We start from the raw sequence: 24,103 nt of genomic DNA on the forward strand, positions 1-24,103 counted from the left end.
AGTAAAGATGTTGATTTTTCATGATTTTCCTGTTCAAGGGGCACTTTTTGATATGGATGGAACAATGTTTGATACAGAGCGATTACGCTTTGAAACATTGAAACAAGCATCAGAAGAGCTTATTGGACAGGAATTTTCAGATGAATACTTAATGCAGTGCTTAGGTCTGAGCGCAAAAACTGCAGAGCAACTTGCAAAGAAATTTTATGGGGAAGATGTTCCATATCAAGCGATTAGAAAACGTGCTGATGAGCTTGAGTTGGAATCTGTGCGTCACAATGGTGTTCCAATCAAAAAAGGTTTAATTCAAGTTTTAGAACGATTACGTAAATCAGGTTTAAGAATGGCAGTTGCGACATCTAGTCGACGTGCGATAGCAGAAGAATACTTAATTAATGCCAATGTTTATAAATTTTTTGATCTGTTAGTGTGTGGGGATGAAGTCGAAAAGGGTAAACCTCATCCAGAAATTTTTATTACGGCTGCACAAAAATTAAATTTACAGCCAAGTCAGTGTTTGATGTTTGAAGATTCAGAAAATGGAATCTGTTCAGCTCATGATGCGGGTGGTATTACGATTTTATTTAAAGATATTAAAGAACCAAATGATCGAATGTTAGCGAAAGCAAATTTTTATTATCAGGATCTGTATGAATATTTAAATGCTTTAGATCAGTACATTCCTGAAATGGATATGCCACAACTACAAGAACCATTTCCGCAAAGTTTGAATCAATTAACCGTAGGGATTCATGGTTTTGGCGCAATTGGCGGTGGTTATATTGCTCAAATTCTTTCACATTGGGATGGATATACGCGTCCAAGACGTATTTTGGCTTCCACGCGAAATAAATTGTATTTGGAATCAGTGAACAGTTTTGGTAGCTACAGTATTCGATATGGGCAATCATCTTTTGACGAGCGAATTGATAACTTGACCGTTATTGATGCTGATAATGACAAACAGATGCTTGAAATGTACACGCAATCTAGTCTTATAGCGTTATGTTTGCCTGAGCATGCGATAGCATCTGAATCAAAAATAATTGCTAAAGGTTTATTGGCACGTTTCATGTCACAAGATTTGAATAATCATGAACCAATCACTTTCCTAATTATTTTAAACAAGGTCTGTGCAAAATATTTGGTGCTCAAACATATTCGTGAAGCTTTGCTTGAGATCACGGATGAAGATATTGCTGAGCATATTTTAAGTGAGCATTATTTTTGTGATACGGTGGTCAATCGCATGGTCTCAAAATTGAGTGATCAATCTTTGTATCGCCAACTCAATATTAAGCATCGTTTATTTAAACAGTATCAAGCTGATTTAAATGAAGAAACGATTGAGTTATCAGATGAAACAGCATTAACTGAAAAACAGGAACGTCAGCTCAGCCAATCATTAGTGGAAATGCGCGAACAGTTCCAAGCGGGGCAGTTTTTACAAAATATGGATTTAATTTTATTCCATAGCGAAACAGATATGCCGATCTATGTTGAAAATCGAAGTCCGCTGTTAAATAAAATGCGCCAAATGATCTTAGTTGATCAAATCTCAGATATTCAAATCATTAAAAATCGCCTCTGGAATGGCTGCCATGCCATGATCGCTTGGCAGGCGCGTCTTATTGATCATGAAATGATTGGAATTGCTTTAGCAGATCACAAGATCAAGAAATTTGCTGAGCAATTGGTGAGTGAGGTGAAAGCTGGATTGGTAAATATCGTTCCGAATCAAGCCAAACAACTTGATCGCATGGCTGAAAGTTTTATGAGCTCATGCCGTTCTGCTTATAAAGATCCATGTGAGCGTGTTGCTCGTGATCCATTGAGAAAACTGGGTTACAACGAACGCGTACTCGGCAGTATTGAAAATCATATCGTGCAACAATTGCCATATAAGTACTTATTACAAGGTGCTGTTTCGGGTTATGTGTACTCGGTTAAGCTTTTAGAAATTCCTGTTGATGATGTGATTATGCATTTACAAAACTCTATTGAGCAAATGGACATTACTGAGCATGAAAAGAAAGATTTGTTTGACTCGATTTATACAGCAATGTCTGCTGAATTAAAGATTTCAGAGCTAGGGCAATCTTTTCGTGTTAAAAATGCAGAGTTTGAAACAGCCTAAATGATTTTTAAAATTATTTAATCTTGCCAGTAAATTATGTTTGAATAACACAACTGTCAGAACGTTATCGTCGTTGTGTTATTACAAACATTTACTCAACTCGTAAAAACTGAAATTCGCGACTATCCAGAATGGCATCATGGTCGGACAGATTATGCTTTGTGGTATATCGAAATTGATCAACCAGAGTTAGTTGAATATTTAGATTCGATCAAAATACATTTCTCAGATTTCCTTATTACGTCGAATCAACGTCAGTATCACATTACGTTATTCGTGTGCGGTTTTCTAAATACCCATCTTTCTCCATACAATGATGATTTTTCACATGAACAATTCTTACAACATCTAAAATCTATCAATCAATTACAACTTGAACCCTTTGAATTAGAACTCACAACGATCGATAGTTTTAGTAGTGCTTTATTTATTCAAATCATCGATCGAGAAAAAATTTTAGAAAAAATCCGTTCTCAGCTTGCACTTGTCTCGAATGAAATAGCGGCATTGCAATATTGTCCACATATTACGATTGGACTTTATAACGATGCATGGAGTAGTGATCTTGTTTTGGAGCGAATAAAAAGCTTTGAAGCCAAAAGAATTAAAATTCAAGTGAATCAATTGACTTTCGGTTATTATAAGGCTCAGATTTTACAAGGATTACTTTATCCTTATCATCAAATGGTATTAGGTTAATATGTTGCAATTAATTTTGGGTGGTGCACGTTCGGGTAAGAGCCGATTGGCTGAAAATATAGCTCAGCAGCGTGGAATCCCTGTGATTTATGTCGCCACGGCGCAAGCTTTAGATGATGAAATGCAGCAAAGAATTCAACATCATCAGCAGCAAAGACCTAAGCAATGGAAACTTTGTGAAGAGCCTATTTTTCTGGCGGATCAATTATTAAAACTAGATCAAGAACATCAAATCATTTTGGTTGATTGCCTTACTTTATGGTTGACCAATCTTTTGTTAGTTGAAGATCAAGATTTGCAGCAACAACAGACAGACAAGTTATTAGAAATATTACCCAAACTTAAATCTGAAATTATTTTAGTCAGTAATGAAACAGGGCTAGGCGTCGTGCCAATGGGTGAAATTAGCCGTCGATTTGTGGATGAAGCTGGTCGATTGCACCAAGCATTAGGACAGCTTGCTCATAAAGTGATGTTTTGTGTTGCAGGCTTTCCAATGATTTTAAAAGATGAGAATTAACATGACTGAACAAAATGCTTGGTACACAGAATCGGCAAAACAAATTGATTTGGAAGCTAAACATCTAGCCGAACAACGACAACAACAACTCACTAAACCAACAGGGGCTTTAGGAGAGTTAGAACAGCTTGCGATTCAGTTAGCAAGTTTACAGGGTACAGTTCATCCCCAAATTCAAAAACCTTGGATCACGATTTTCGCAGGTGACCATGGTGTAGTTGAAGAAAATATCTCAGCTTATCCTCAAGCCGTGACACGTCAAATGCTTCAAAATTTCGCGTCTGGCGGTGCAGCAATCAGTGTTATTGCTAAACATCATCAGGCACAGTTACAAGTGATTGACTGTGGAACGGTAGGCGATCCCTATGATTATGTCGGTGTAGTGCGACATTGTATTCGTGCAGGAACAGCCAACTTTGCTCAACACGTTGCAATGACTGAACAAGAATGTTTTGCTGCATTAGCATTAGGTAAAGCCAGTGTGGAGCTAGCTCAGTCAGAACAGGCTGATATCTTTATCGCTGGTGAAATGGGGATTGGCAATACTTGTTCTGCTTCAGCCATCGCATGTTTGTTGTTGAATGAAGATGCAGCACAACTGACAGGTGTCGGAACAGGAATTAATAATCAACAATTACAACATAAAATTGCAGTCATCAATCAGGCAATTGAACTCCATCAATCCAGTGTTGAGAATGATGCTTTGAAAATTCTAGCTGCCGTGGGTGGTTTAGAGATTGCTGCCATGACAGGAGCATATTTACGTTGTGCTCAAATTGGTTTGCCTATTGTGGTGGATGGTTTTATTAGTTCCGTTGCAGCTTTATGTGCTGTTCGCATACAGCCGAGTTGTCGTGACTGGATGCTATTTGGACATCAATCAGCAGAATATGGTCATGTTCGTATTCTTAAAGAATTAAAAGCGCAACCAATTTTAAAAATGAATCTAAGATTGGGTGAAGGAAGTGGTGCAGGCGCGGCATTGTCGATGCTGCAATTGGCATGTGTTTTACATAATCAAATGGCAACCTTTGCCGAAGCTGCAGTGACAGGAGATAAAGTTGCGCCTTGATTTACTGCGACATGGTGAAACAACTTTAAGCCATACTTTACGTGGGCATACTGATGATGAACTAACAGAAAATGGTTGGTTGCAGATGCAATCAACCATACAGCAATATGTCGCTGGAGGTACTAATTGGGATGTTATTTTTAGTTCACCTTTACAGCGTTGTCATGTCTTTGCGATCAATTTAGCAGAGCAACTTGAAATACCTTTGCAATTAAATATGCATATCAAAGAAATGTATTTTGGTGATTGGGAAGGTATTTCGACTCAAAGCATTTATGAAAATGAGCCCGAGTTATTGGCAAATTTTTGGCAATTTCCAATAAAATACCATGCACCAAATGGTGAGTCTTTAGAGCAATTTTTACAGCGTGTTGAAGTTGGCTTTGATGAAATCCACACTCAAATGAAAATACACCAATGGAATAGAGCATTAGTTGTTACGCATGGTGGTGTGATTAAATTACTCACTTGTTTAGCACGACATAAACATCTCAATGATTTATTAAAAATGTCTGCTGAGCTTGGGCAATTGTATTCAGTAAAAATGTATAAAAACGATAGTCTCAGTTTTGAGGAAATCAAAGAATGACACCATTTTGGATCGCTTTGCAATTCTTGACTGTTTTACCCATCGAACTAAAACAGATACCAACTGCAAAGCAAAATGGTCAATCTTTACTTTTTTATCCACTTGTAGGGTTGCTAATAGGATTAATTCTATTTGGACTTTCAATCCTTCTTGTAAAAGTACCGATTATTCTTGTTGCAACCATTATTTTAGTGATTTGGATTTGGCTTACAGGTGGACTTCATTTAGATGGTCTAGCGGATACAGCAGATGCTTGGGTAGGTGGTTTTGGTGATCGGGAACGGACCTTAAAAATCATGAAAGACCCAAGTTGTGGTCCTATCGGTGTTCTAAGTTTAGTTATTGTTTGCTTGATGAAGTTTTCAGCTTTATATGTCTTGCTAGAACAACGGCTCTCTGCATTTTTAATCTTAATACCCATGCTGGGTCGCAGTGTTCCTTTATTTTTATTTCTCACAACACGATATGTTCGAGCGAATGGATTAGGGCGGTCAATAACGGATTCTATTCCTAAAACACTAGCATGGATGGTTTTTGTCATTACATTAGCATTACTTTGTGCATTTAAATGGATGGGGTTAGTTGCTTTAATCAGCTTTTTATTGATATTGGTTTACTTAAGAATTTTGTTTATTAAGAGAATCGATGGTATCACTGGCGATACGGTAGGTGCTGCCATAGAGTTGAGTGAGACAGGTTTAATATTAACTTTTGTGATCGCTTCCTTTTATATCTAAGTGAATTTTTATAGGCTTGATCCTTCTCAAATAAGAAGGATCAATTCCATTTTAACGTTTTCGAATTGCCAATACACTTCCCAAGATTACCAATACTGTAATCAGTCCCGCAATTGTTGCCAACAGAATGTTTCTAAGCGTTTTATCGATTGGTAACCATGTCCACTTATGCAAATATGCAAAACTAAAGCCCTCTATAGCATCTTGCTGATTTACTTGCGCTGCAATGACACCGCTACTTGGCTCTATATAAAGTTCAAGCTGATCATTTAAGTTGGTTTCAACCTTGATCACAGGTAAACGTTTATTGATAAAACCATATTCACCGCCAAAACGAGTTACCCACGAACTTTGAGTAAAATGCTCTAAAGGTAAGTTTAAATAATACGCTGCCAAATATTTGCTCTGCTCAAGAGGATTCAAATTTTTAGCATGTTTTGCATCGATTAACTCAATCGTTGGTGCAGCATCTTTTGCATGATGATGGTGATCATGTTCTTTTGCTGCGGTCATGCTCCCTTGTAACTGAGGTTTTCCAGTCAATTGAATCATCCAGCCTGCATGAGCTTGATTCTGATCAAAAGCGATCGGTACTAAATTGAGTCGCTGAATCGGACGTTGAACTGCCAATTGCCATGCTTCAGGATTTAAATCTTGCGTATGGAAGATGGGCTGAATATTTACAAGTTCAGGTTTTTTATGCCAAACATGATAAAAACCACTAAACACCCATAACAAGATAAAAACACTTAAACTGATGGCCAGATAACGATGAAAAAATCGAATTGGTTTTTTACCTAAACGGTGATTTTTACGATTGTGAATTTTGAAGAACAACCCGATTCCCATCAAGGTCAAAGCTAAAATGCCAATTAAAGCAATTTGCATCAAGAGACTTTGTCCTGTCCAAGGCTGATCTCCCCAAGTCCATGTATGACCTAAGCGAAATATTCGTGCCATCCACATTTTTTGATTATTGGAAATCGTTGCTAATCGAGATTGTGCTGGATCGACATAAGCTCTTAAACCAGTATCAAAATCTACACGCCAAACAGGTAATAAACGATTGACGCTTGGATAATCATCGCTAAATTGAGTGACCAGTTCAGCAGAAATAATCTGTTGTTGGCTTAAGCCGGTGTACCAAACTGCAAGACGTTTTGCATCTTGCAATTCTGCATCTTTAATAAGTTGCCCAGTATGAAGATCAAAATATTCAGCAATATTTTGATTGGGTTTTAAAACTCGATAAGCGATAAGATCTTTATTAAGTTCAATCACTTGTATTGCAGAAAATTCGGTAATTTTCTGCATTTCTAAGATTTGAGGAACGGACAATCCATCCCTCAAATCAAGCTGTTGGGATGGAGGCATACGTTTTGCAGGTTGTGGTTGGGTTGCACTCATAATTGGATGCAACACACCAGTTAAAGACCACATCAAAACGAGAATGCCAAGTACCATTCCAAAGCCACGATGAAACTTTAGTAGCTTTTTCAATTGGTTGGCATTCATGACTTATTTCCCAAAATGATAACGTAAACCTAATAAATAAGTACGTGGTGCAGCAGGTGTATAACTGGCTTGGTTATTACTAAAAGAGATACTTTCTGCATAATGCACATCAGCAGCATTGAGAATTTGCCCATAAACCTCATAGGAATTTTTACGATAATTTGCACGTAGGTTTAAAATCGAATGTCCATCATACTTTTCTGTATTGGCATCATTTATCCAATATGAACCGACATAAACACCTTCTGCTGAGAGTAATAATTCAGGCATAGGTTTTATCTGGTACTCGATTGTGCCAAAGCTTTTTGGTGAGCTAGGCATCGTATTGCTGCTATAGTCGATTGTTAGTGAGGGTTGAAATTGCTTATATTCATGTTTTGCGATACTGCCTGACAGTTTTAAACGCTGGTCATATTGTTCGCTGATTTTCCATGTTCCACCAACTTCGATGCCTTGATGTAAAGTTTTTCCAGCATTACGAGGTTCACGTGTGTTGTCAGGTTTAGTAAAGCTAAGCACTTCATCTTTACCTTCTAGGCGATACAAGGTAATTTCGCCATCTAAGCGATCATCTAATAACTTGAAACGCAAACCTAGATCAATGTTATCAAAGGTTGCTTCTTTCAGGTCAGGTGTGACTAAATTTGCTCCATAAAGGCTACTCACTTCAGGTGGAACAAAGCCTTGTGACCAATTACTGTAAAGATCTAATTCAGGCGTAATATTCCAAACAAAACCGAGTTGTGGACTGGCTTTATGAAAATGACGTTTTTCATCTGAAGCACCTGTCACTTTAGAAGGCGTAAGCTTATTGTCAAAGTCATAACTGATCCAGTCATAGCGAGCGCCACCGACTAAGTTTAAGTTTGGTAAAGCTTGCCAATTTGCTTGTGTGTAAATCGCTTGGTTATTCACATCGACATTAAAATCACGCAGTAATTGTCGTTGTTTAAACCCTGTATATATTCGTGTTTTAGGATCGCGAAACACTTCAATATCATTGGTTCTTGCTTGGTTAGGCGAATATTCCGCCATAGCACCGACAATTAATTTCACAGGGTTTAAGTTAATTGAATGTTGGAAATTTAAACCATAAAATTGAAAGGCATTATATGTGGTTTGTCCACTATACGTTCCTGTAGGCGTACCATTTTTGGCATCTGTACGAATATTATAACTTGGGTTCTGTTAAGTCGTGTTATCACGATAATACAGTGTAGCTTGGCTTTGGTTTTGATCATTCCAACTGTGGCTTAATTGAGATGAAAGTCTTGTTGCATCAACTTCACGATAGGTAAAGGTTTGATAACTGTAACCAGATCGTTTACTGAAATCCTCTGCATTTAAACTACCCGTCATATCTGCTTTGAGATGATTATAACTGACGATATTTTTAACTTGGGTGGCATCAGATATGCGCCAATCATGCCTCAAAGTGATACTTTGCTTATTACTTTCTGCGTGATCTTGCCAACTATCACCGCGATCACTGGCATACCCTGAAACTCTAAAGCCATGCTCTCCAAATTCGGTATCAAAGGTATTCGATGCACCTAGATCAATACGACGATAACCTTCAGAGCTTGCTCTCACGCCTAAATCAGCTGTGGGAGTTAAACTGGGTGCTTTGGTCAAGAAGTTGATTGTTCCACCAATCGCATTACTGCCATATAAGCTACTGGCTGGACCACGCAGAATTTCAATACTATCAATCCCAGCCAAATTCACTTCATATAATGCATTATGGTTAAACACACCTACAGGACGCACAGATATACCGTCTTCTAAATACTGATAAACAGCCGCAGTCGTGATTGGTTGGCGTATAGACATCATGTGCTGCTCATTACCCAAGTCATTCATCAAAACACCTGGTGTTTGATTCACTAACTGACCAATGAATGTTGCATGTTTATCTTCAATATCTTGGTTGCTGATTTTGCTAATCGCAGCAGGAGTATTGCTAATCGATTCTCCCTCACGGCTTGCAGTGACGACAATCGTCGCTAAGGTTTTGGTTTCATCTTTTGATGAAGTTTCAGCTAAAGCAATTGAACTATAAGTAACAGAAAGGCACGCAGCAGCTAATACTGACAAACGAAATTGAGTATTCATATCAAACTCTATAAAAAAAGCAATAAACAAGGCGGTACCGCAGTTCTCACTGGATACGATATTTACGGAATTGCGTTTTATAGAGCGAGTGGAGGTGCTTGTTTAATTGGGAAAATATAGTAGATACGTGGTATATGCAGATCTTCTGTCCACGCATAGCATAGGCATCGTACACCAGTAAACCAAGCCAATAAAAATACAAAAATAATTGCAATAAAAGGAACAATTGCAGCAGCGTCAACACCATAAGTACATAAAGGACAATGCTTCATGATCTTGCTTGCAAGCGCAAAAACTTCTTTAGCATGATCACTAAGTTGATTGTGTTCTATATGTTGAAGATGTTGTTCATGCTGAGTTTTATCGTGCATAGCATGATGGTGATGACTTGAATGGCTATCTGAATCTATTAAGCTATTTTGAATATTTGTAACTTGGCAGTGACTCGGCATTGCATACAGTGCAGGTACAACGCCACTATGAACCATCGTGGGTAAGAAAATATGCCAGAGTAAACAAAGCAAAGTTATCGCGCTAAGACAGGCACGCCACTTTAGCAAATGTTGACGGAAACTGGACTTCATATCAATGATACGACACAGTGGAAATGTGGCAGCAGTATAGTTAAAAAAACTTTGCACTACAAAACATATCTTAAACAGATGAATCAGTATTCAAGATCACCTTATTTGGGATTTATCGAGCTTTTTACGTAAAAAAAAACAGACTCATAAGAGTCTGTTTTTATATCAACTATTTATTAACGATTTGGTAAAACGTCTTTTAACGCTTCATGCATCTCTAGTAGTGCTTTTTCTGTTGTTTCCCAATCGATGCAGCCATCAGTTACTGATTGACCATAAACAAGATCACATAAGTTTTCAGGAATATCTTGACGACCACCTTTCAAATGACTTTCAACCATGATCCCTACGATTGACTTATTACCATCAAGAATTTGCTCTGTGATGTTTTTAAGAACCAAAGGTTGTAAGTACGGATCTTTGTTTGAGTTAGCATGACTGGTATCGATCATAATCTTATTGCTTACTTTAGCTTTTGCTAAAGCAGCTTCAGCTTCAGCAACAGAAGTTGCATCATAATTTGGCTTACCGTTACCACCACGTAAAACTACGTGTGCATAAGGATTGCCCTTAGTATTAATAATTGCAACTTGACCGTTTTCATTTAAGCCTAAGAAGCTATGACCGTGTTTTACTGATTGCATTGCATTCGTTGCAACTGTTAAACCGCCATCTGTACCATTTTTAAAGCCAACAGGTGAAGATAATCCAGAAGACATTTCACGGTGTGTTTGACTTTCTGTTGTACGAGCACCAATCGCTGACCAAGAAATTAAATCTTGGTAGTACTGAGGTGAGTTCGGATCAAGTGCTTCAGTTGCACAAGGCAAACCTTTTTCATTTAATTCTAGTAAAAGACCACGACCAATATGTAACCCTTTTTCAATATTGAAAGAGTCATTCATATCAGGGTCATTAATTAAACCTTTCCAACCTACTGTTGTACGTGGTTTTTCAAAATAAACACGCATAACTAAATAAAGCGTATCTTTTACTTTTTCACTTAGCTCTTTCAAGCGATCAGCATACTCATTTGCAGCTTTAGGATCGTGGATCGAACAAGGGCCAATAACGACAAACAAGCGCTTGTCTTTACCATCTAAAATATTACGTACAGTTGCACGTCCTTGTAATACAGTTTGCGACGCAGCCTCAGATAAAGGAAGATCAGCTTTCAGTTCCGCAGGGGTAATTAAAGTTTGAATGCTTTTAATGTTAACGTCGTCGATATCTGGCTGAGAAACTGGATTTGACTGTAGAGTATTCATTGCTGTCACAAATTTAATCAAAAGAAGAGGTTATTTTGTCTACGAATATAGCACGAAATGCCGACTGATTAACTAGTTATAATCATATTTTGTGTAGAAACAATCGGCATTTTGCTATTTAAACTGCGCTTGTAGAAGTTGTTGTTTGCTGAATCACGACAGCTTGTTGAGTTTCTACTGGCTTTGGTTTCGCTTTGATCGGGTTAACCATAAAGTTAATCCCTAGCGCAAATAATGTGATACCTAGAATTTTACGAATCAAACGTTCTGGCATATGTGAGCTGATCAATGTGCCTGCAATAATTGCTGGAATAGACCCAACCAATAACCACATCAATAATGTAAAATCGACGTTGCCTGAAGACATATGGCTTAGGCCAGCAACTGCTGTCAATAATACTGCGTGTACAACATCAGAACCAATAATACGAATCATAGGTAGATTTGGGAACATAATTACTAAAGCCATGATGCCAAAAGCACCAGCACCTACAGATGATAGTGTAACGAACACACCTAAGATGATCCCCATGATGACGATATAATGGCGTTTATGTTGTAAAGCATGTTGCTCGCTTTCCATATTTGCTTGTTCACGATTACGGAAACGATCAAAGAACTTTTCAATTTGCGCACGAAAGACAATCGAGATACCTGTCAAAGTCAGCATAAAACCAAGTACCATCGTTAATACAGCTTTGTAGTGCGTTGATTGACTTAAATAATGTTCTAAAACCCATGAGGTTGCGAATGATGCAGGAATACTACCGATTGCTAGCCAAATAACGATTGGCCAAACGATATTGAGTTTCTTTGCATGAACAACTGAGCCACAGAATTTAGAGATTGATGCATAGAGCAAATCAGTACCAATTGCGATATGTGGTTCAATTTTGAAAAGGCTAATAAGAATAGGAGTCATCAAAGAACCACCGCCAACACCTGTGATACCTACACAGAAGCCAACCAAAACCCCAGCCATGATAAATTCAATAGGACCAAACATTACCAATATGCCTAATTATGCAAAAACAGGCATATCTTATGCTTTTTTGAGATAACTCGTTGTGATGAATAATGATTTACTTATGCAAAAAAAAGCTAAAGGAAGATTTTTTAACGTCATTTGTGTTTGACTCTAGGAGTTAAGACATGATTGATTTTTAAAACCAATAGGAAGGTGATGGGTGTTGCAAATATCCACCAACTGACGAATCCGATCGATATTCCCTCAATCCAACATAATAAACTTCCTGAAATTAGGAATAAAAGAAAAGCAAAGATTCGAAATTGCACTTGATAGGTCGTCATTATTTTTTGATATTTCAAATGAACTTTAGACTGTTGTTTAGAACTACAACGATACAAGATGACCATACCGATTAAAGTCAGTAATAAACTAAAGAAAATCACACATTCACTCCATTTTTAATCAGTTTGCTTTTAATTTTCTGAGTTGACTTGATTTGTATTGGCTGAATGTTTTTATATATGAATGCTGCAAAACAAGCACAAGCAACAAAGAATAGATCAACACGTAGAAATAACCAGTAACTTTCCAAGTTTGCTATAAGGTCATGATTAAGCAAATAGAACAGGTTATATAAGGGTAAACTAAAAGCGACTAGAGCAAAGATCACAATCTGAGATTTCCATAAATATTGCTTAGGTGTGAATAAAGCCAATACAAAACTAAGCATCCAAACGCTAAAAAATGTATAAATTTCATAATTAAGATCAGCGCTAGGACTTGAAATCAACCGATTCACTAAAAAATAGCTCAACATAGCAATCGGAAGACCAATAAAACTTGCAATATTTAAGCGATCAACAAGGTAGTAACCAAAATGGAATTTTGGGGACTTATACTGAATTTGTCGTTTAAGACTCCACAGCAATAGCCCTGACGCAATCATCAGACAGCCAAGAACTCCTGAGCAAAAAAAAGCAAATCTTAGAAAAGATTGGGCAAAAGTTGCCATGTGAAGTCCATAAACTCCAGCATTTAGGGTAGCTATAGCACTATTATTTCTAGTATTACTTAATATCTTTCCCGTTCCATCAAATACGATTTGCGGTTGATTTAGCGTGATTGAACGATCTTCAAGTTGTTTGATCGTTATTACGGCTTGATCCGTATTTGGATTTTTAACCTCAAAAGTAGCAAGTGATCGATCTCCCCATTGTTGTTTGATTCGAGTCAAAAGATCCTCTGTCGATATCATGTTGCTTATTTGAGGGGATGTTATCGTATTTGAATTCGTAGCTACGGTTCGTATTTCAGTGAAATATTGATAAGGATTTTCTGGATAGAGTTTTTTCATTCCCCAAGGGAGATATAAATAAAAGAAAATGGCTAAGCCTGTAAACGTTATCGTCAGAAAAAAAGGAAGAGCTAAAACTGATGTCACATTATGAAAATCAAGCCAAGACCGTTGTGATTTAAATGTTCTGAGTGTAAAGAAGTCGGTAAATATCTTTTTGTGGGTAATAATGCCAGATACCAGTGCAATTAACATGATGAATGCTGCAAGGCTTGCGATGAGCCTGCCAATAAACACAGGCATACCGTATAGCTGAAAATGAAAATTGTAAAAAAAGTCACCGCCTTGAGTATGAGATAATTGAAGTTCTTTGCCAGTATTAGCGTCTAAGCTTTTACTTTCGTAACCACCACTAGCTTTTTCCCAATAAATTTTATTTACAGGTTCTTCAGAATTAGCAACTTTTAAATACCACGTTTTAGCATCACTAGCATTTTGGGATAGGTAATGAGTTGCAGTTAGGATTGCCGTATCCTGATTGATTTGATATTGCGCAAGTTGTGGCTGCATCCATAAAGTGATTTGATGCCGATAGTAGGAGCTTGTACCCATCAAGAAAATAGCAAATAGCAGCCATCCGAAAATTAAGCCCGTCCAAGCATGTAGCCAAGCCATTGACTGGCGAACACTTTTATTCTGCATTTTTTAATTCAAACCTGCTGATAAGCCAAATAGAAATATGGTGAGTGCGAAACTTGTTAGGGCGAGCTTAGATAAAGAAGTAAAACAAAATCCAACAATGATAAAGCTGAGATAAAAAAATATGGAAATGAATGCTGCTAGATAAATTGCTTCAGCCTTGGCTAAAAAAGCCTGAAAAACTTGAGTAAGACTCATACATAAAAATGCTGTACATACATACCCGATCACAAACGTTAAAAAGAAGCGAAATAAAACATTTAATTTATCGCTATATGTATTTAAAGAAGTCTTAGGCATGAAGTTCACAACGATGTTAAATAGAATTAATTACATATGAAAATGATTCTTGTTTATATTATTATGTAAGTCAATTCTATTCAATTTTACTTTAATCGTAAATACAAATGGATATAAGAATAATTAATGCTAATACAGATGATTCATAATGTTCACTAATCAAGAACAAATTGTCATCTTTGATGCGATTCAATGTAAAATCATTTTGTTAAAATATTTCAAACATTTGAATGGGGCAGTTGTCTTGTTAAAGCAAAAACTAAAAATTGGGATCGTCGTGGGTGAAGTTTCTGGTGATACGCTAGGAGTTAAACTCATGCGTAGTTTTCGCGAACAAGGCATAGATGTTGAATTTGAGGGTATTGGTGGCCCGCAAATGATCGCTGAAGGTTTTCATAGTTATTATCCTATGGAAATACTATCTGTGATGGGAATTGTGGAAGTCTTAAAAGACCTAAAAAAATTATTTGCTGTACGTGATGGTCTAGTTGAACGATGGACTGAACGTCCCGTAGATATTTTTATAGGAATAGATGCGCCAGATTTCAATCTACGTCTATCTAAAACGATTAAAGAAAACAATTTACCAATCAAAACAGTTCAATATGTGAGTCCTTCAGTTTGGGCTTGGCGTCAAGGACGAGTTCATGGCATTAAACGAAGTATAGATTTAGTCCTTTGTTTGTTTCCATTTGAAAAAACGTTCTATGAAAATTATGAGGTGCCAGCAGCATTTGTAGGACACCCTTTAGCAAAACAATTACCTCTCAAGAATCCGATTATTGAAGCGAAACATCAATTAGGTTTAGCCGCAAATAAAACTCATATTGCATTACTTCCTGGCAGTCGTCGCGGTGAAATCGAACGATTATTGCCATTATTGACGGATGCTGCCGAGATTTTACATCGAAAATATCCAGAGCTTGAGTTTCTGATACCTACAATCAATGATGCTCGTAAGCAACAGATAGAGCAGGGTTTACAAAATGTAGGGACTAGTTTAAAGGCTAAAATTCATGTTTTAGAAAATTCAGATGCTGAATCAAAAATTGGACGTATGGTGATGAATGCGAGTGACATAGTTGCTTTAGCATCTGGCACAGCGACACTTGAAGCGATGTTATTGCACCGTCCGATGGTGACATTCTATAAATTAAACTGGTTAACCTATCTAATTGCGAAATTTTTAGTCAAAATACCATATTATTCTTTGCCCAATATTATTGCTGGCAAAAAGGTAATTGAAGAGTTAATACAAGCAGATGCAACGCCACAGCATTTAGCAACTTCAATTGAGAAATTGATGGATCACGAAACTGCACATATTCAAATGATGCAACATCTTAGTATGCATAAGCAGCTCATCTCAGGGAATACTGATGATCCAGTCCAAGCGATATTGAACTGTTTGAGCTCTTGATAAATAAAAAGGTGGCAACGTAGCCACCTTATTCAAGTCATTCAAGCTCTAAGAATTAGTTCATAGCCTGTATATTTTCGAATATTGATTACTCCAATATCAAGTATCAGGTATTGACCTTTAATACCTTGTAATACACTGCGTATTTTTGGAGTCTTATCCAAATTTAGTGATTTTATTTTTTCAGGATATTGTTCCACAGGGTATATAAACTCATGTGGTATTTCATTTTCTAGTAATTCTAGATTTTCATTGAACTCTAGATTTTGACTGAACTCATCACGAATACTTTGAATCTTAGGTGCAAATTCCTCAATGATCTGATCCCGCTGTTCAATTAAATTTAGTGGCTCAGCTTCGCCTTTAAGCAATTTACGCCAATCAGTTTTATCAGCGATTTGAGTGCCAAATAATGTTTCTAAATGTCCTGATAAACGGCGTGAACCCACTTTCATGATTGGGAGAGCTTGTGTCGCACCTTGATCTAACCAACGTGTTGGCATATTCACGATACGGGTGATTCCGATTTTTAAGGCACTAGAGTTCGCTAAATAAACAATATGTGGTTGGAAGCAGACATTGTGTGCAAAATCATTTTCACGGCATGTACCTAAATGATAATGACAGGTTTCAGGCTTCATAATACACAAGTCACATTCAGCTTTTGTTTTAAAGCATTTAAAGCAATGTCCTTGCGAATATGATTTAGGTGTTTTTGCACCACAAGATGTACAAAAAATATTTCCAGTCCATTCAATCTCTAATTCTTGACCCAACACAAACGGTAGATCAGTTTCTGAACGATCTAGGATAAATTTATATTCAACATTTGCCTTGCGTGTTGATTGATCAGTTACACTATGCGTTTTGAGTGCTGCATGCATTTTATGGCAAATGCCCTGTAGTTCCATTAATAAACTCTCATCTTTCTCAATCAAGGGTTGCAGTATGGCTGAACAAAATGTCATCACTTCTATGCTAGACGATTTATTTAAAGAACAGCCGATTCATACTGCACTTTGTATAGGTCAGAAAATTGACCAAAATGCTTCTATTCAATGGAATTATTTTAGCGTAACTGACTTTTTAAATCTGCCTTTTACGCAGCGATATGATTTAGGTTTTGTATTATTTGATACAGAAGAAATGCAAACTATCAGTGATTCTCAAAAATCTCAACTATTAGTCAAGCTTCGAGATTTGATGGCAAAACGTATCGTTGTCGTGAGTAAATTAACTGATGAGAAGTTACTGCGTTCACTTGGTTTTACTCAATTGATTGATAAAACCACGCATGAAAGCGATTTTGCTTTATGGCAGTTTAATATTTTAACTTATAAACATGTTCCTGACTGGTTTAATTCTAAGTTCTGGGCAAATCCTGAAAACTGGGATAAGTTCCGCTGGTGATCAGGCCGGATTTAGCTAAGCTAAATCCTTGCTTTTGATTGCAAGTTCTTGCAAAAATTAACAAATCATCTTTGTTTTGTTTTTTCAAAGCAGCGTATTCTTTTGGAATAAATAATTCCAAAGGATAAGTCATGACGGATTTAGCAAACATTGTTGAAATACTGGCGAAACAAGCTTTAGGTGGACAACAACAAACGACTGGGCAAAGTGGTTTGGGCGGAATTTTAGGTTCAGTTTTAGGTCAACTTGGTGGACAACAACAAAATAATCAAAACCAACAACAAGGCGGTTTAGGCGGAATTCTTGGTTCAGTATTAGGTCAGTTAGGTGCGGGAAATAGTAGTAATTCTACTCAGACCAATAGTAACAGCAGTGGTACAGCACAAACGTTATTGATAGCAGTTTTACCTTTAATTCTTGCATGGATTCAAAAACAAGGCGGTTTGCAAGGTGCTTTAGATAAACTAAAAAATGCAGGTTTAGCAAATCAGGTCCAAAGCTGGGTCGATCCACAACAGCAAAATGCGCAAGATGTACCAGATCAAAACATTCAAAGTTTATTTGATGATCAAGATATCGAACAGGTTGCTCAACAAGCACAAGCGCCAAAGCAAGAAATTTACAGTGCGATTGCGTCTGTACTACCTCAAGTGATTGATTCTTTGACTCCGCAAGGAAGTAATACCAATCCCCAAGAAGCAAATCAAGATATTCAACAAGTATTGAATTTGGTGAGTGGTTTTTTAAAAAGATAAGCATATAAAAATAAAAGGGCGAAACGCCCTTTTATTTAACACTTGAAATAAACTTCTGATTAGAAGTTATATTCCATACCTAAACCAATAACAGTTTTCTTGTTATTGTCTTTCTGCCAGTCAATTTTTTGTTGAGCAACAACACCGTAGAAACGAGCTTGTTTATTGATATTGTAATCAGCACCTACACCGTATAAATCATTTTTACGATCTTCAAGACCATCAACTTCTGTTTTTGCAGAGATATATTCTGCTTTTAACTTCACTGGTGTAGAAGGAATGATATATGCAGCAGTTACACCGAAAGCGTTTTCTTTTAAGCCTTTGTATCCTACAAGTGTATCATCTGTAGGTTTCGCAGTTTGCCATAAACCACCGAATACTAAACCTTCAGCACCTACTTGAGATAAATCAAGTGAGCCAGTTACACGCACTGCATCTGTATATACACCAGATAAGCCATAAGCATTATACTTTGATGCAACTGCAAAGTTACCTGCAACAGCTGCATTTAAACCAATATCTTTATTTTCGTAAGTTAGAGATGTTGAAACACCATCACCAAATCCATTACGACTACCTTTTTGACCACTTGCAGAGTTATCTAGAGGTATTGTTTGACCGTTTTTATCCTTAGTATTTTCATTTTGTTCACCTTGTTGGAACATGATGTTAAACGCTAAACCGCCAAGCAATTTTTTATCAGTTTCAAAACCAATTACGTTAGTTAAGCGATCTTCACCAACAAGAACTTTAGTCATATCCAGTTCATTGTTATCGTTAAAAATATCTTGGTTATTATTAGCTGCAGTTTTGAAGTAAGAATCGTGTTGACCAACTTTTAATGTTGCAACACCAGCAGATTTAACACCTACAAAACGGTTACGGTTTTTAAAAGCATCACCATCGCCATCTGCCCAAATTTCCCATTCGGCTAAATAAACTGCTGATAAGTTATCAGTCAATTTTTCTTCGCCCTTAACACCAATACGTGAAGCATTTGAATTTACTTTTGTTACGCTTTCATCTTTAAAGCCGTTGTTGTCAATATTGTCCAAAGTCACACTGAGCTTACCATACAATGTTGGTGCTGCTTGCGCTGCATTCATGGCTAAAGTTGCTACTGATGCAGCAAGAAGCAATTTTTTCATTGAGATTTCTCCAAAACACTTTTTTGTAAATGGCTAATGCCTTAGTTACTGTTATAAGCTTGCTTGTGTACAAAAAGTTACACAGCTCACTGACTTGTATGCAGTATCGGAAAACTTTGTGACAGAGAAGTGAAAGAAAGATGACAGTTTGATGACGATTTATATTTAGTAATAATTATATTTATTATTGATTTTTATAGTAATAATAAAAAACGAAGTTATAACTTCGCTTTTTATTATGTGAAAAATTACAGCGCAGCTTTAATTTTTTCTGCTAATTCTTTAATTTTTTCTTGATCACCCATCTTGGCAGCATGACGCCCTAATTCATGTACTGAACTTGGAATTAAGTGAAAATGCACATGAGGAACAGTTTGCCCAGCAGAAGCACCAGACAATTGCATTAAAACAATACCTTTTGCATCTAATGCAGTTTCAATCGCTCGAGCAATTTTTTGCACAATTTGAATGGTGTATGCAGCAGCATCCGCAGGTAAATCGAGTAGAGTTACTGCAGGTGTTTTTGGGATAACAAGCGTATGACCTTCCGCTTGGGGCATGATATCCATAAATGCGAGTACTTGATCATCTTCATAGACTTTAATCGCAGGTAATTCGCCACGTAAAATTCTCGCGAAAATATTTTGGTCATCGTATGCCATGATTAATCCTTTATATGATGTACTAAGTTAAAAAATTGCTCCCTTATTGATTTCAATAAGAGAGCTATAAATGAACTATTTAAGTAGTTTTATTTGCAATTAAGCTCTTTTTGCCTAGCTTTGATTTGATCGAGACGTTGTTGCTCTTTATCTGAAAATTTTGGCTTAGTCGTATGGCAGTTTTCATTACCATATTTAGCTTTCGCATCAGCGTCTTTAAAACAGAATCCTTTTGATGCATAGATGAGGTTGTAGTCATCTTGCAACTTTTTACATTCTTGTTCTGGTGTGGCAGCTTGGAGATTAAAACCAGTAAAAGAGATTAATCCTGCAATAACTGCAACCGTAAACTTATTCATGAGGTGTTCCTCTATTCAAAAAGGTATAAATCAAGGCTTTATGAAACGATATTCATATGGCATTTGATCCCTACGTACTTACCAATATAAGGCTTATTCATGAAATTTCAATCAATCTGTATTGTTTGAGTGTAATTTTTACTTCATGATTTATTCATATTCAAAAATAAAAAATATATTTTTCATTGACTTAAAGTAAGTTAATTAGCTTTAGATGTAATTTAATAATCTCAAGTTATAAGCATTGAAATAAATGTAATATTTAAAGCACCACATATTTATGCAATGCTATCTCATAAATTTCAGATATCAAAAGTGTCGATGAATAGAATATTGCATAAATAAAGGGTCTTATTTAAGCGTGATTTTAGTCCAAGATTCATACATTTTAACTGCAGCTGAGAAGTCACTATTGGATTCAGCAGATAAGCTTGCAGCTTGAATGAGACTTTGTGCCAAAGATAGTATAGGTGCAGGTAATTTTGCATCGTGTACCAAATCTAGGGCAATTCCCGTATCTTTTGCTAATAAAGGCAGGGCAAAAGTAACAGGAAACTCTCGACTTAAAACACGTTGCGGGAAAATATTCTCAGTGACTAGGCTTTTACCACTAGAAGCATTAATACAATTCAAGGCGGCATCTAGATTTACGCCATGTGCTTTTAATGTTGTAAAACCTTCAGCTACTGACCATAAATTTACAGCGAGCAGCATGTTATTAATGGCTTTTACTGCAAAGCCTGCGCCAGACTCGCCTACATGTTGAATAAGTTTTCCTAAAGCTGACATAGCAGGATAGGCACGTTCAAATGCATCAATATCACCACCCACCATAAATGTTAAGGTTGCATTTTCTGCACCTATAGTTTGACCACTGACGGGTGCATCCAAAAATGCTACATTTTGAGCTTTGAGCTGTTCAGCTAGACGACGCGCTGCATCAGGGACACCACTGGTACAGTCAATCCAAATTGCACCTGATTTGATTTTGATACTGCTTATTAGGTTTTCAACATCTTGGCTGGTCGGTAAGCAAGAAAAAATCACATCGGCTTGCGCTGCTTGTTCGAGTTCAGAAGCGATTGTTCCAAATTCTGTTGCATGTTGTTCGGCTTTACTAAAATTTCGATTCCAAACATAAACGGTGTCGAAATATTTTGGTAAATGAGCAGCCATGCGATATCCCATGGCACCTAAACCGATAAATGCAACAGATTGAGTCATAGTTTACCTTTTTAAATGTGTTGAACGTTCTTCTAGCCATTTTGTAAGTGTCGGCCAAAACTCGATTGAGCTATTTTGACTAGACATTAAACCTAAGTGTCCGCCAGGTATAAGAGTAAACGTGACATCTTGGCTATTTGTCAACTGAGTTAATGGAAAAGCAGCATCAACCGTTACCAGTTGATCACTTTTCCCAGCGCCAACTAATAGAGAGCAGTTGATACCTTTTAATTCAATGGTTTTGTTTTTTAGTGTGATTGCACCATTTTTTAATGGGTTCTGCATCCAAACATTAAACAGCATGTCTTGATTAATGCCACCAGGATAATCAATCATATTGTTAAGAAAATGACTTAAAGTTGCATCTTCCTGAACCAGTTTTAGATTATCCAGATTTTTAAGCAGTTGGATATTGCCGTAGATCCAACCTTTAGGATCGAGTAACTTAAAGCCCAAAGAATTTAAAAAACCTGGTGAATGAATCATGAGTTTTGGGAGACGATTGTAAATATAGTCTTTAATCGTCGCATTACGTGTTGTCACATAGGCGAGCGTTTTATATAGCTTACCAATATAACCTGATGCATAACTATCAATTGGACTACCCAATACGATTAGATTTTTTACTGCATCTGGTTGATGGCGTGCTGTATATAGTGTGACAAAGATGCCAGCCATACTCCAACCATGTAACGAGATTTCTTTAGATTTCGAATGCTTTTGAATTGCTTCAATGCAACGTGGAATGAACTTATCGATGAATGATAAGAAATCAATATGATAATTTTTATAAGTTAATTTACCCCAATCAATCAGGTAAACGTCAAAACCGCTTTCTTGAAAGTGTTTAACTAAAGAACGGTATGGATATAAATCGTATATATCCATATTAATCGCAAGTGGTGCTACGAAGACAAGAGGCTCCTTATAACGCTTGTTTTCAGAAGCATAGAATCTGACACGTGTTTGTTTAAATTCGGCAATAACTTGATAAGGTGTAGATTGAGATAAGACTAATTTGTCTGCTTCAAATACACGCATAGCGAGATGTTTAAAATTTATTTTTTGCTGTTCCACAAGCGATTTCATCTTTTTAAGTCTCATCATGAGTCAAGATTGCACGAAGTCTAAGCGATTATTGTATCTTTCGCCTTGACCTTAAATACCTTAGGCGCTCAAAATGTTGGCACATTTAGGCGGAATTTAATAACACTTTGTAATATGAATTTAATTTTTGTGCGTAAATTAATCAGATAGGATTCTAGAAGAGAGCAATAGTGATCTTATTGCTTGGTTTTATATTCAAATGTGAGAAAATTTTAGCCAAAGTTAAAATGGGCAGAAACCTATAGGTTCATTCTTTGCAATTTGCAAAACTGTCCAGAGTATAGAATAGAGTGTTCCTGAACCCATTAATCATAAGGCATACAAAACGATGAATCCAAATGATGATTTAGAATATCAACTAGATACGCTTGCAATTCGTACTGGTCATAACCGTACTTTTGAAGGTGAGCATAGTGAACCTATTTTTTTAACCTCATCGTTTGTATGTGAAAGCGCTGCTGATGCTGCTGCGAAATTTTCAGGTCAAGTAGCAGGCAATACTTATTCTCGATATACCAATCCAACAGTACAAGCCTTTGAGAAACGATTGGCTACGCTTGATGGTGCTGAGCGTGCAGTTGCAACAAGTTCTGGTATGGCTGCTGTACATGCAATTTGTATGGCGTATTTGAAAGCGGGTGACCACGTCATTTGTTCACGTGCTGTATTCGGTTCAATTATTGCCTTATTTGAAAAATATGTAGCTAAATTCGCGGTTGAAGTCACTTTTGTCGATTTAGACGATCTTGAGGGTTGGAAAAATGCCTTACAGCCAAATACTCGTTTGTTATTTATAGAAACACCATCAAACCCTCTAGCGCAAGTTGGTGATATGCAGGCGATTGCAGATATTGCACATGCACATGGTGCTCTTTTCGCTGTAGATAACTGTTTCTGTACCCCAGCATTACAGCAACCCATCAAATTCGGGGCAGATTTAGTTCTATATTCTGCAACTAAATATATTGATGGTCAGGGGCGTGCACTGGGTGGTGCCGTTGTTGGTAAAAATGATTTACTCGAAGAAGTGAATGGTGTGATCCGTACACTAGGCAATTCAATGAGTCCTTTTAATGCGTGGATATTCTTAAAAGGCTTAGAAACATTGAGCTTACGTATGAAGGCGCATTGTGCGAGTGCTCAGATATTAGCTGAATGGCTCAAGCAGCATGATAAAGTTGAAAAGGTATATTATGCTGGATTGCCAGATCACCCAGGTCATGAATTGGCTAAGAAACAGCAAAAAGGTTTTGGTGGGGTTGTCTCATTTGTTGTGAGGGGAGAGCGTCAAGGTGCTTGGACTGTAATTGATAATACAAGATTCTTATCCATTACAAGTAATCTTGGTGATGTCAAATCAACAATTACACATCCTGCGACGACCTCACATGGTAGAATGTCGGCTGAAGCCAAACAAGCAGCAGGTATTGAGGAAGGTTTAATCCGTGTATCTGTTGGTTTAGAAGATATCAATGATATTATTCGTGATCTGTCACGTGGTTTAGATTTAATTTAA

General features: G+C 36.9%; 23 protein-coding genes and 1 pseudogene. 10 read left to right on the forward strand and 14 right to left on the reverse strand.

Features of this window, described 5'->3' with window-relative positions; all coding sequences use genetic code 11:
* The first annotated feature begins 7 nt into the window (after positions 1-7).
* The 6 genes from mtlD (at position 8) to F948_RS06555 (ending at position 5,754) form a co-directional block, all read left to right on the forward strand.
* Positions 8-2,137, forward strand: a complete 2,130-nt coding sequence (gene mtlD / locus F948_RS06530; RefSeq protein WP_004961746.1) for a bifunctional mannitol-1-phosphate dehydrogenase/phosphatase — start codon at positions 8-10, stop codon at positions 2,135-2,137.
* Between the two features lie 75 nt (positions 2,138-2,212).
* Entirely contained in the window at positions 2,213-2,836 is a 624-nt protein-coding gene (locus F948_RS06535; protein ID WP_004961749.1) for a 2'-5' RNA ligase family protein, read from the forward strand.
* Position 2,837: 1 nt separating this feature from the next.
* Positions 2,838-3,356: a bifunctional adenosylcobinamide kinase/adenosylcobinamide-phosphate guanylyltransferase gene (cobU, locus tag F948_RS06540; protein ID WP_004961751.1), complete on the forward strand. Its 519-nt coding sequence runs from the start codon at positions 2,838-2,840 to the stop codon at positions 3,354-3,356.
* Between the two features lies 1 nt (position 3,357).
* A complete protein-coding gene (cobT, locus tag F948_RS06545; protein ID WP_004961753.1) occupies positions 3,358-4,428 on the forward strand; it encodes a nicotinate-nucleotide--dimethylbenzimidazole phosphoribosyltransferase in 1,071 nt (356 codons plus the stop codon).
* Positions 4,418-5,017 carry a histidine phosphatase family protein gene (locus F948_RS06550; protein WP_004961757.1) on the forward strand — a complete coding sequence of 200 codons (600 nt, stop codon included), beginning with the start codon at positions 4,418-4,420 and terminating at the stop codon, positions 5,015-5,017. Before cobT ends, F948_RS06550 begins: the two co-directional genes overlap by 11 nt.
* Positions 5,014-5,754, forward strand: a complete 741-nt coding sequence (locus F948_RS06555) for an adenosylcobinamide-GDP ribazoletransferase (RefSeq protein ID WP_004961760.1) — start codon at positions 5,014-5,016, stop codon at positions 5,752-5,754. The genes F948_RS06550 and F948_RS06555 overlap by 4 nt, the downstream gene beginning before the upstream one ends.
* Positions 5,755-5,805: 51 nt before the next feature.
* Here F948_RS06555 and F948_RS06560 read toward each other — a convergent pair whose 3' ends face one another.
* The 8 genes and pseudogenes from F948_RS06560 to F948_RS16675 all read right to left on the reverse strand — a co-directional run bounded on the left by F948_RS06560 (position 5,806) and on the right by F948_RS16675 (position 14,499).
* Positions 5,806-7,269: a PepSY domain-containing protein gene (locus F948_RS06560; RefSeq protein WP_004961763.1), complete on the reverse strand. Its 1,464-nt coding sequence runs from the start codon at positions 7,267-7,269 to the stop codon at positions 5,806-5,808.
* A gap of 3 nt (positions 7,270-7,272) precedes the next feature.
* Positions 7,273-9,384 (reverse strand): annotated as a pseudogene (locus F948_RS16010) (TonB-dependent receptor).
* Between the two features lie 77 nt (positions 9,385-9,461).
* The gene (locus F948_RS06575) at positions 9,462-9,968 is read right to left on the reverse strand and encodes a hypothetical protein (RefSeq protein WP_026057357.1); all 507 of its coding nucleotides are present in this window, start codon (positions 9,966-9,968) and stop codon (positions 9,462-9,464) included.
* Between the two features lie 176 nt (positions 9,969-10,144).
* Positions 10,145-11,236: a 3-deoxy-7-phosphoheptulonate synthase gene (locus F948_RS06580; protein WP_004954481.1), complete on the reverse strand. Its 1,092-nt coding sequence runs from the start codon at positions 11,234-11,236 to the stop codon at positions 10,145-10,147.
* Between the two features lie 118 nt (positions 11,237-11,354).
* Positions 11,355-12,242, reverse strand: a complete 888-nt coding sequence (locus tag F948_RS06585) for a sulfite exporter TauE/SafE family protein (RefSeq protein WP_004954478.1) — start codon at positions 12,240-12,242, stop codon at positions 11,355-11,357.
* Positions 12,243-12,358: 116 nt separating this feature from the next.
* A complete protein-coding gene (locus F948_RS16670) occupies positions 12,359-12,649 on the reverse strand; it encodes a hypothetical protein (protein ID WP_004961776.1) in 291 nt (96 codons plus the stop codon).
* Positions 12,646-14,202: a PepSY-associated TM helix domain-containing protein gene (locus F948_RS06595; RefSeq protein WP_004961778.1), complete on the reverse strand. Its 1,557-nt coding sequence runs from the start codon at positions 14,200-14,202 to the stop codon at positions 12,646-12,648. The genes F948_RS16670 and F948_RS06595 overlap by 4 nt, the downstream gene beginning before the upstream one ends.
* Positions 14,203-14,205: 3 nt before the next feature.
* Positions 14,206-14,499 carry a hypothetical protein gene (locus F948_RS16675; RefSeq protein ID WP_004961780.1) on the reverse strand — a complete coding sequence of 98 codons (294 nt, stop codon included), beginning with the start codon at positions 14,497-14,499 and terminating at the stop codon, positions 14,206-14,208.
* Between the two features lie 244 nt (positions 14,500-14,743).
* Here F948_RS16675 and lpxB point away from each other — a divergent pair, with 244 nt between their 5' ends.
* Positions 14,744-15,919 (forward strand): lipid-A-disaccharide synthase, encoded by a 1,176-nt coding sequence (lpxB, locus tag F948_RS06605; RefSeq protein WP_171057511.1) that lies wholly within the window; start codon positions 14,744-14,746, stop codon positions 15,917-15,919.
* Positions 15,920-15,960: 41 nt separating this feature from the next.
* Here lpxB and F948_RS06610 read toward each other — a convergent pair whose 3' ends face one another.
* Positions 15,961-16,830 (reverse strand): DUF2797 domain-containing protein, encoded by an 870-nt coding sequence (locus tag F948_RS06610; protein ID WP_004961784.1) that lies wholly within the window; start codon positions 16,828-16,830, stop codon positions 15,961-15,963.
* 37 nt (positions 16,831-16,867) lie between these two features.
* Between F948_RS06610 and F948_RS06615 the strand changes: the two genes are divergently transcribed.
* Positions 16,868-17,329 carry a DUF6231 family protein gene (locus F948_RS06615; RefSeq protein ID WP_004961786.1) on the forward strand — a complete coding sequence of 154 codons (462 nt, stop codon included), beginning with the start codon at positions 16,868-16,870 and terminating at the stop codon, positions 17,327-17,329.
* 131 nt (positions 17,330-17,460) lie between these two features.
* Entirely contained in the window at positions 17,461-18,084 is a 624-nt protein-coding gene (locus F948_RS06620) for a YidB family protein (protein ID WP_004961790.1), read from the forward strand.
* Between the two features lie 59 nt (positions 18,085-18,143).
* Here F948_RS06620 and F948_RS06625 read toward each other — a convergent pair whose 3' ends face one another.
* The 5 genes from F948_RS06625 to F948_RS06645 form a co-directional block, all read right to left on the reverse strand.
* Complete coding sequence (locus tag F948_RS06625) at positions 18,144-19,235, reverse strand: porin (RefSeq protein WP_004961792.1); 1,092 nt, start codon at positions 19,233-19,235, stop codon at positions 18,144-18,146.
* Positions 19,236-19,483: 248 nt separating this feature from the next.
* Entirely contained in the window at positions 19,484-19,897 is a 414-nt protein-coding gene (locus F948_RS06630) for an HIT family protein (protein WP_004954452.1), read from the reverse strand.
* Between the two features lie 89 nt (positions 19,898-19,986).
* Complete coding sequence (locus tag F948_RS06635; RefSeq protein WP_004954451.1) at positions 19,987-20,256, reverse strand: YARHG domain-containing protein; 270 nt, start codon at positions 20,254-20,256, stop codon at positions 19,987-19,989.
* Between the two features lie 351 nt (positions 20,257-20,607).
* The gene (locus F948_RS06640) at positions 20,608-21,480 is read right to left on the reverse strand and encodes an NAD(P)-dependent oxidoreductase (protein WP_004961796.1); all 873 of its coding nucleotides are present in this window, start codon (positions 21,478-21,480) and stop codon (positions 20,608-20,610) included.
* A gap of 3 nt (positions 21,481-21,483) precedes the next feature.
* Positions 21,484-22,569: an alpha/beta fold hydrolase gene (locus F948_RS06645; RefSeq protein WP_004961801.1), complete on the reverse strand. Its 1,086-nt coding sequence runs from the start codon at positions 22,567-22,569 to the stop codon at positions 21,484-21,486.
* A gap of 346 nt (positions 22,570-22,915) precedes the next feature.
* Between F948_RS06645 and F948_RS06650 the strand changes: the two genes are divergently transcribed.
* Positions 22,916-24,103, forward strand: coding sequence for an O-succinylhomoserine sulfhydrylase (locus F948_RS06650; RefSeq protein WP_004915783.1), 1,188 nt, complete (start codon positions 22,916-22,918; stop codon positions 24,101-24,103).

The sequence above is a fragment of the Acinetobacter junii CIP 64.5 genome (genome assembly GCF_000368765.1).
GTDB lineage: Bacteria > Pseudomonadota > Gammaproteobacteria > Pseudomonadales > Moraxellaceae > Acinetobacter > Acinetobacter junii.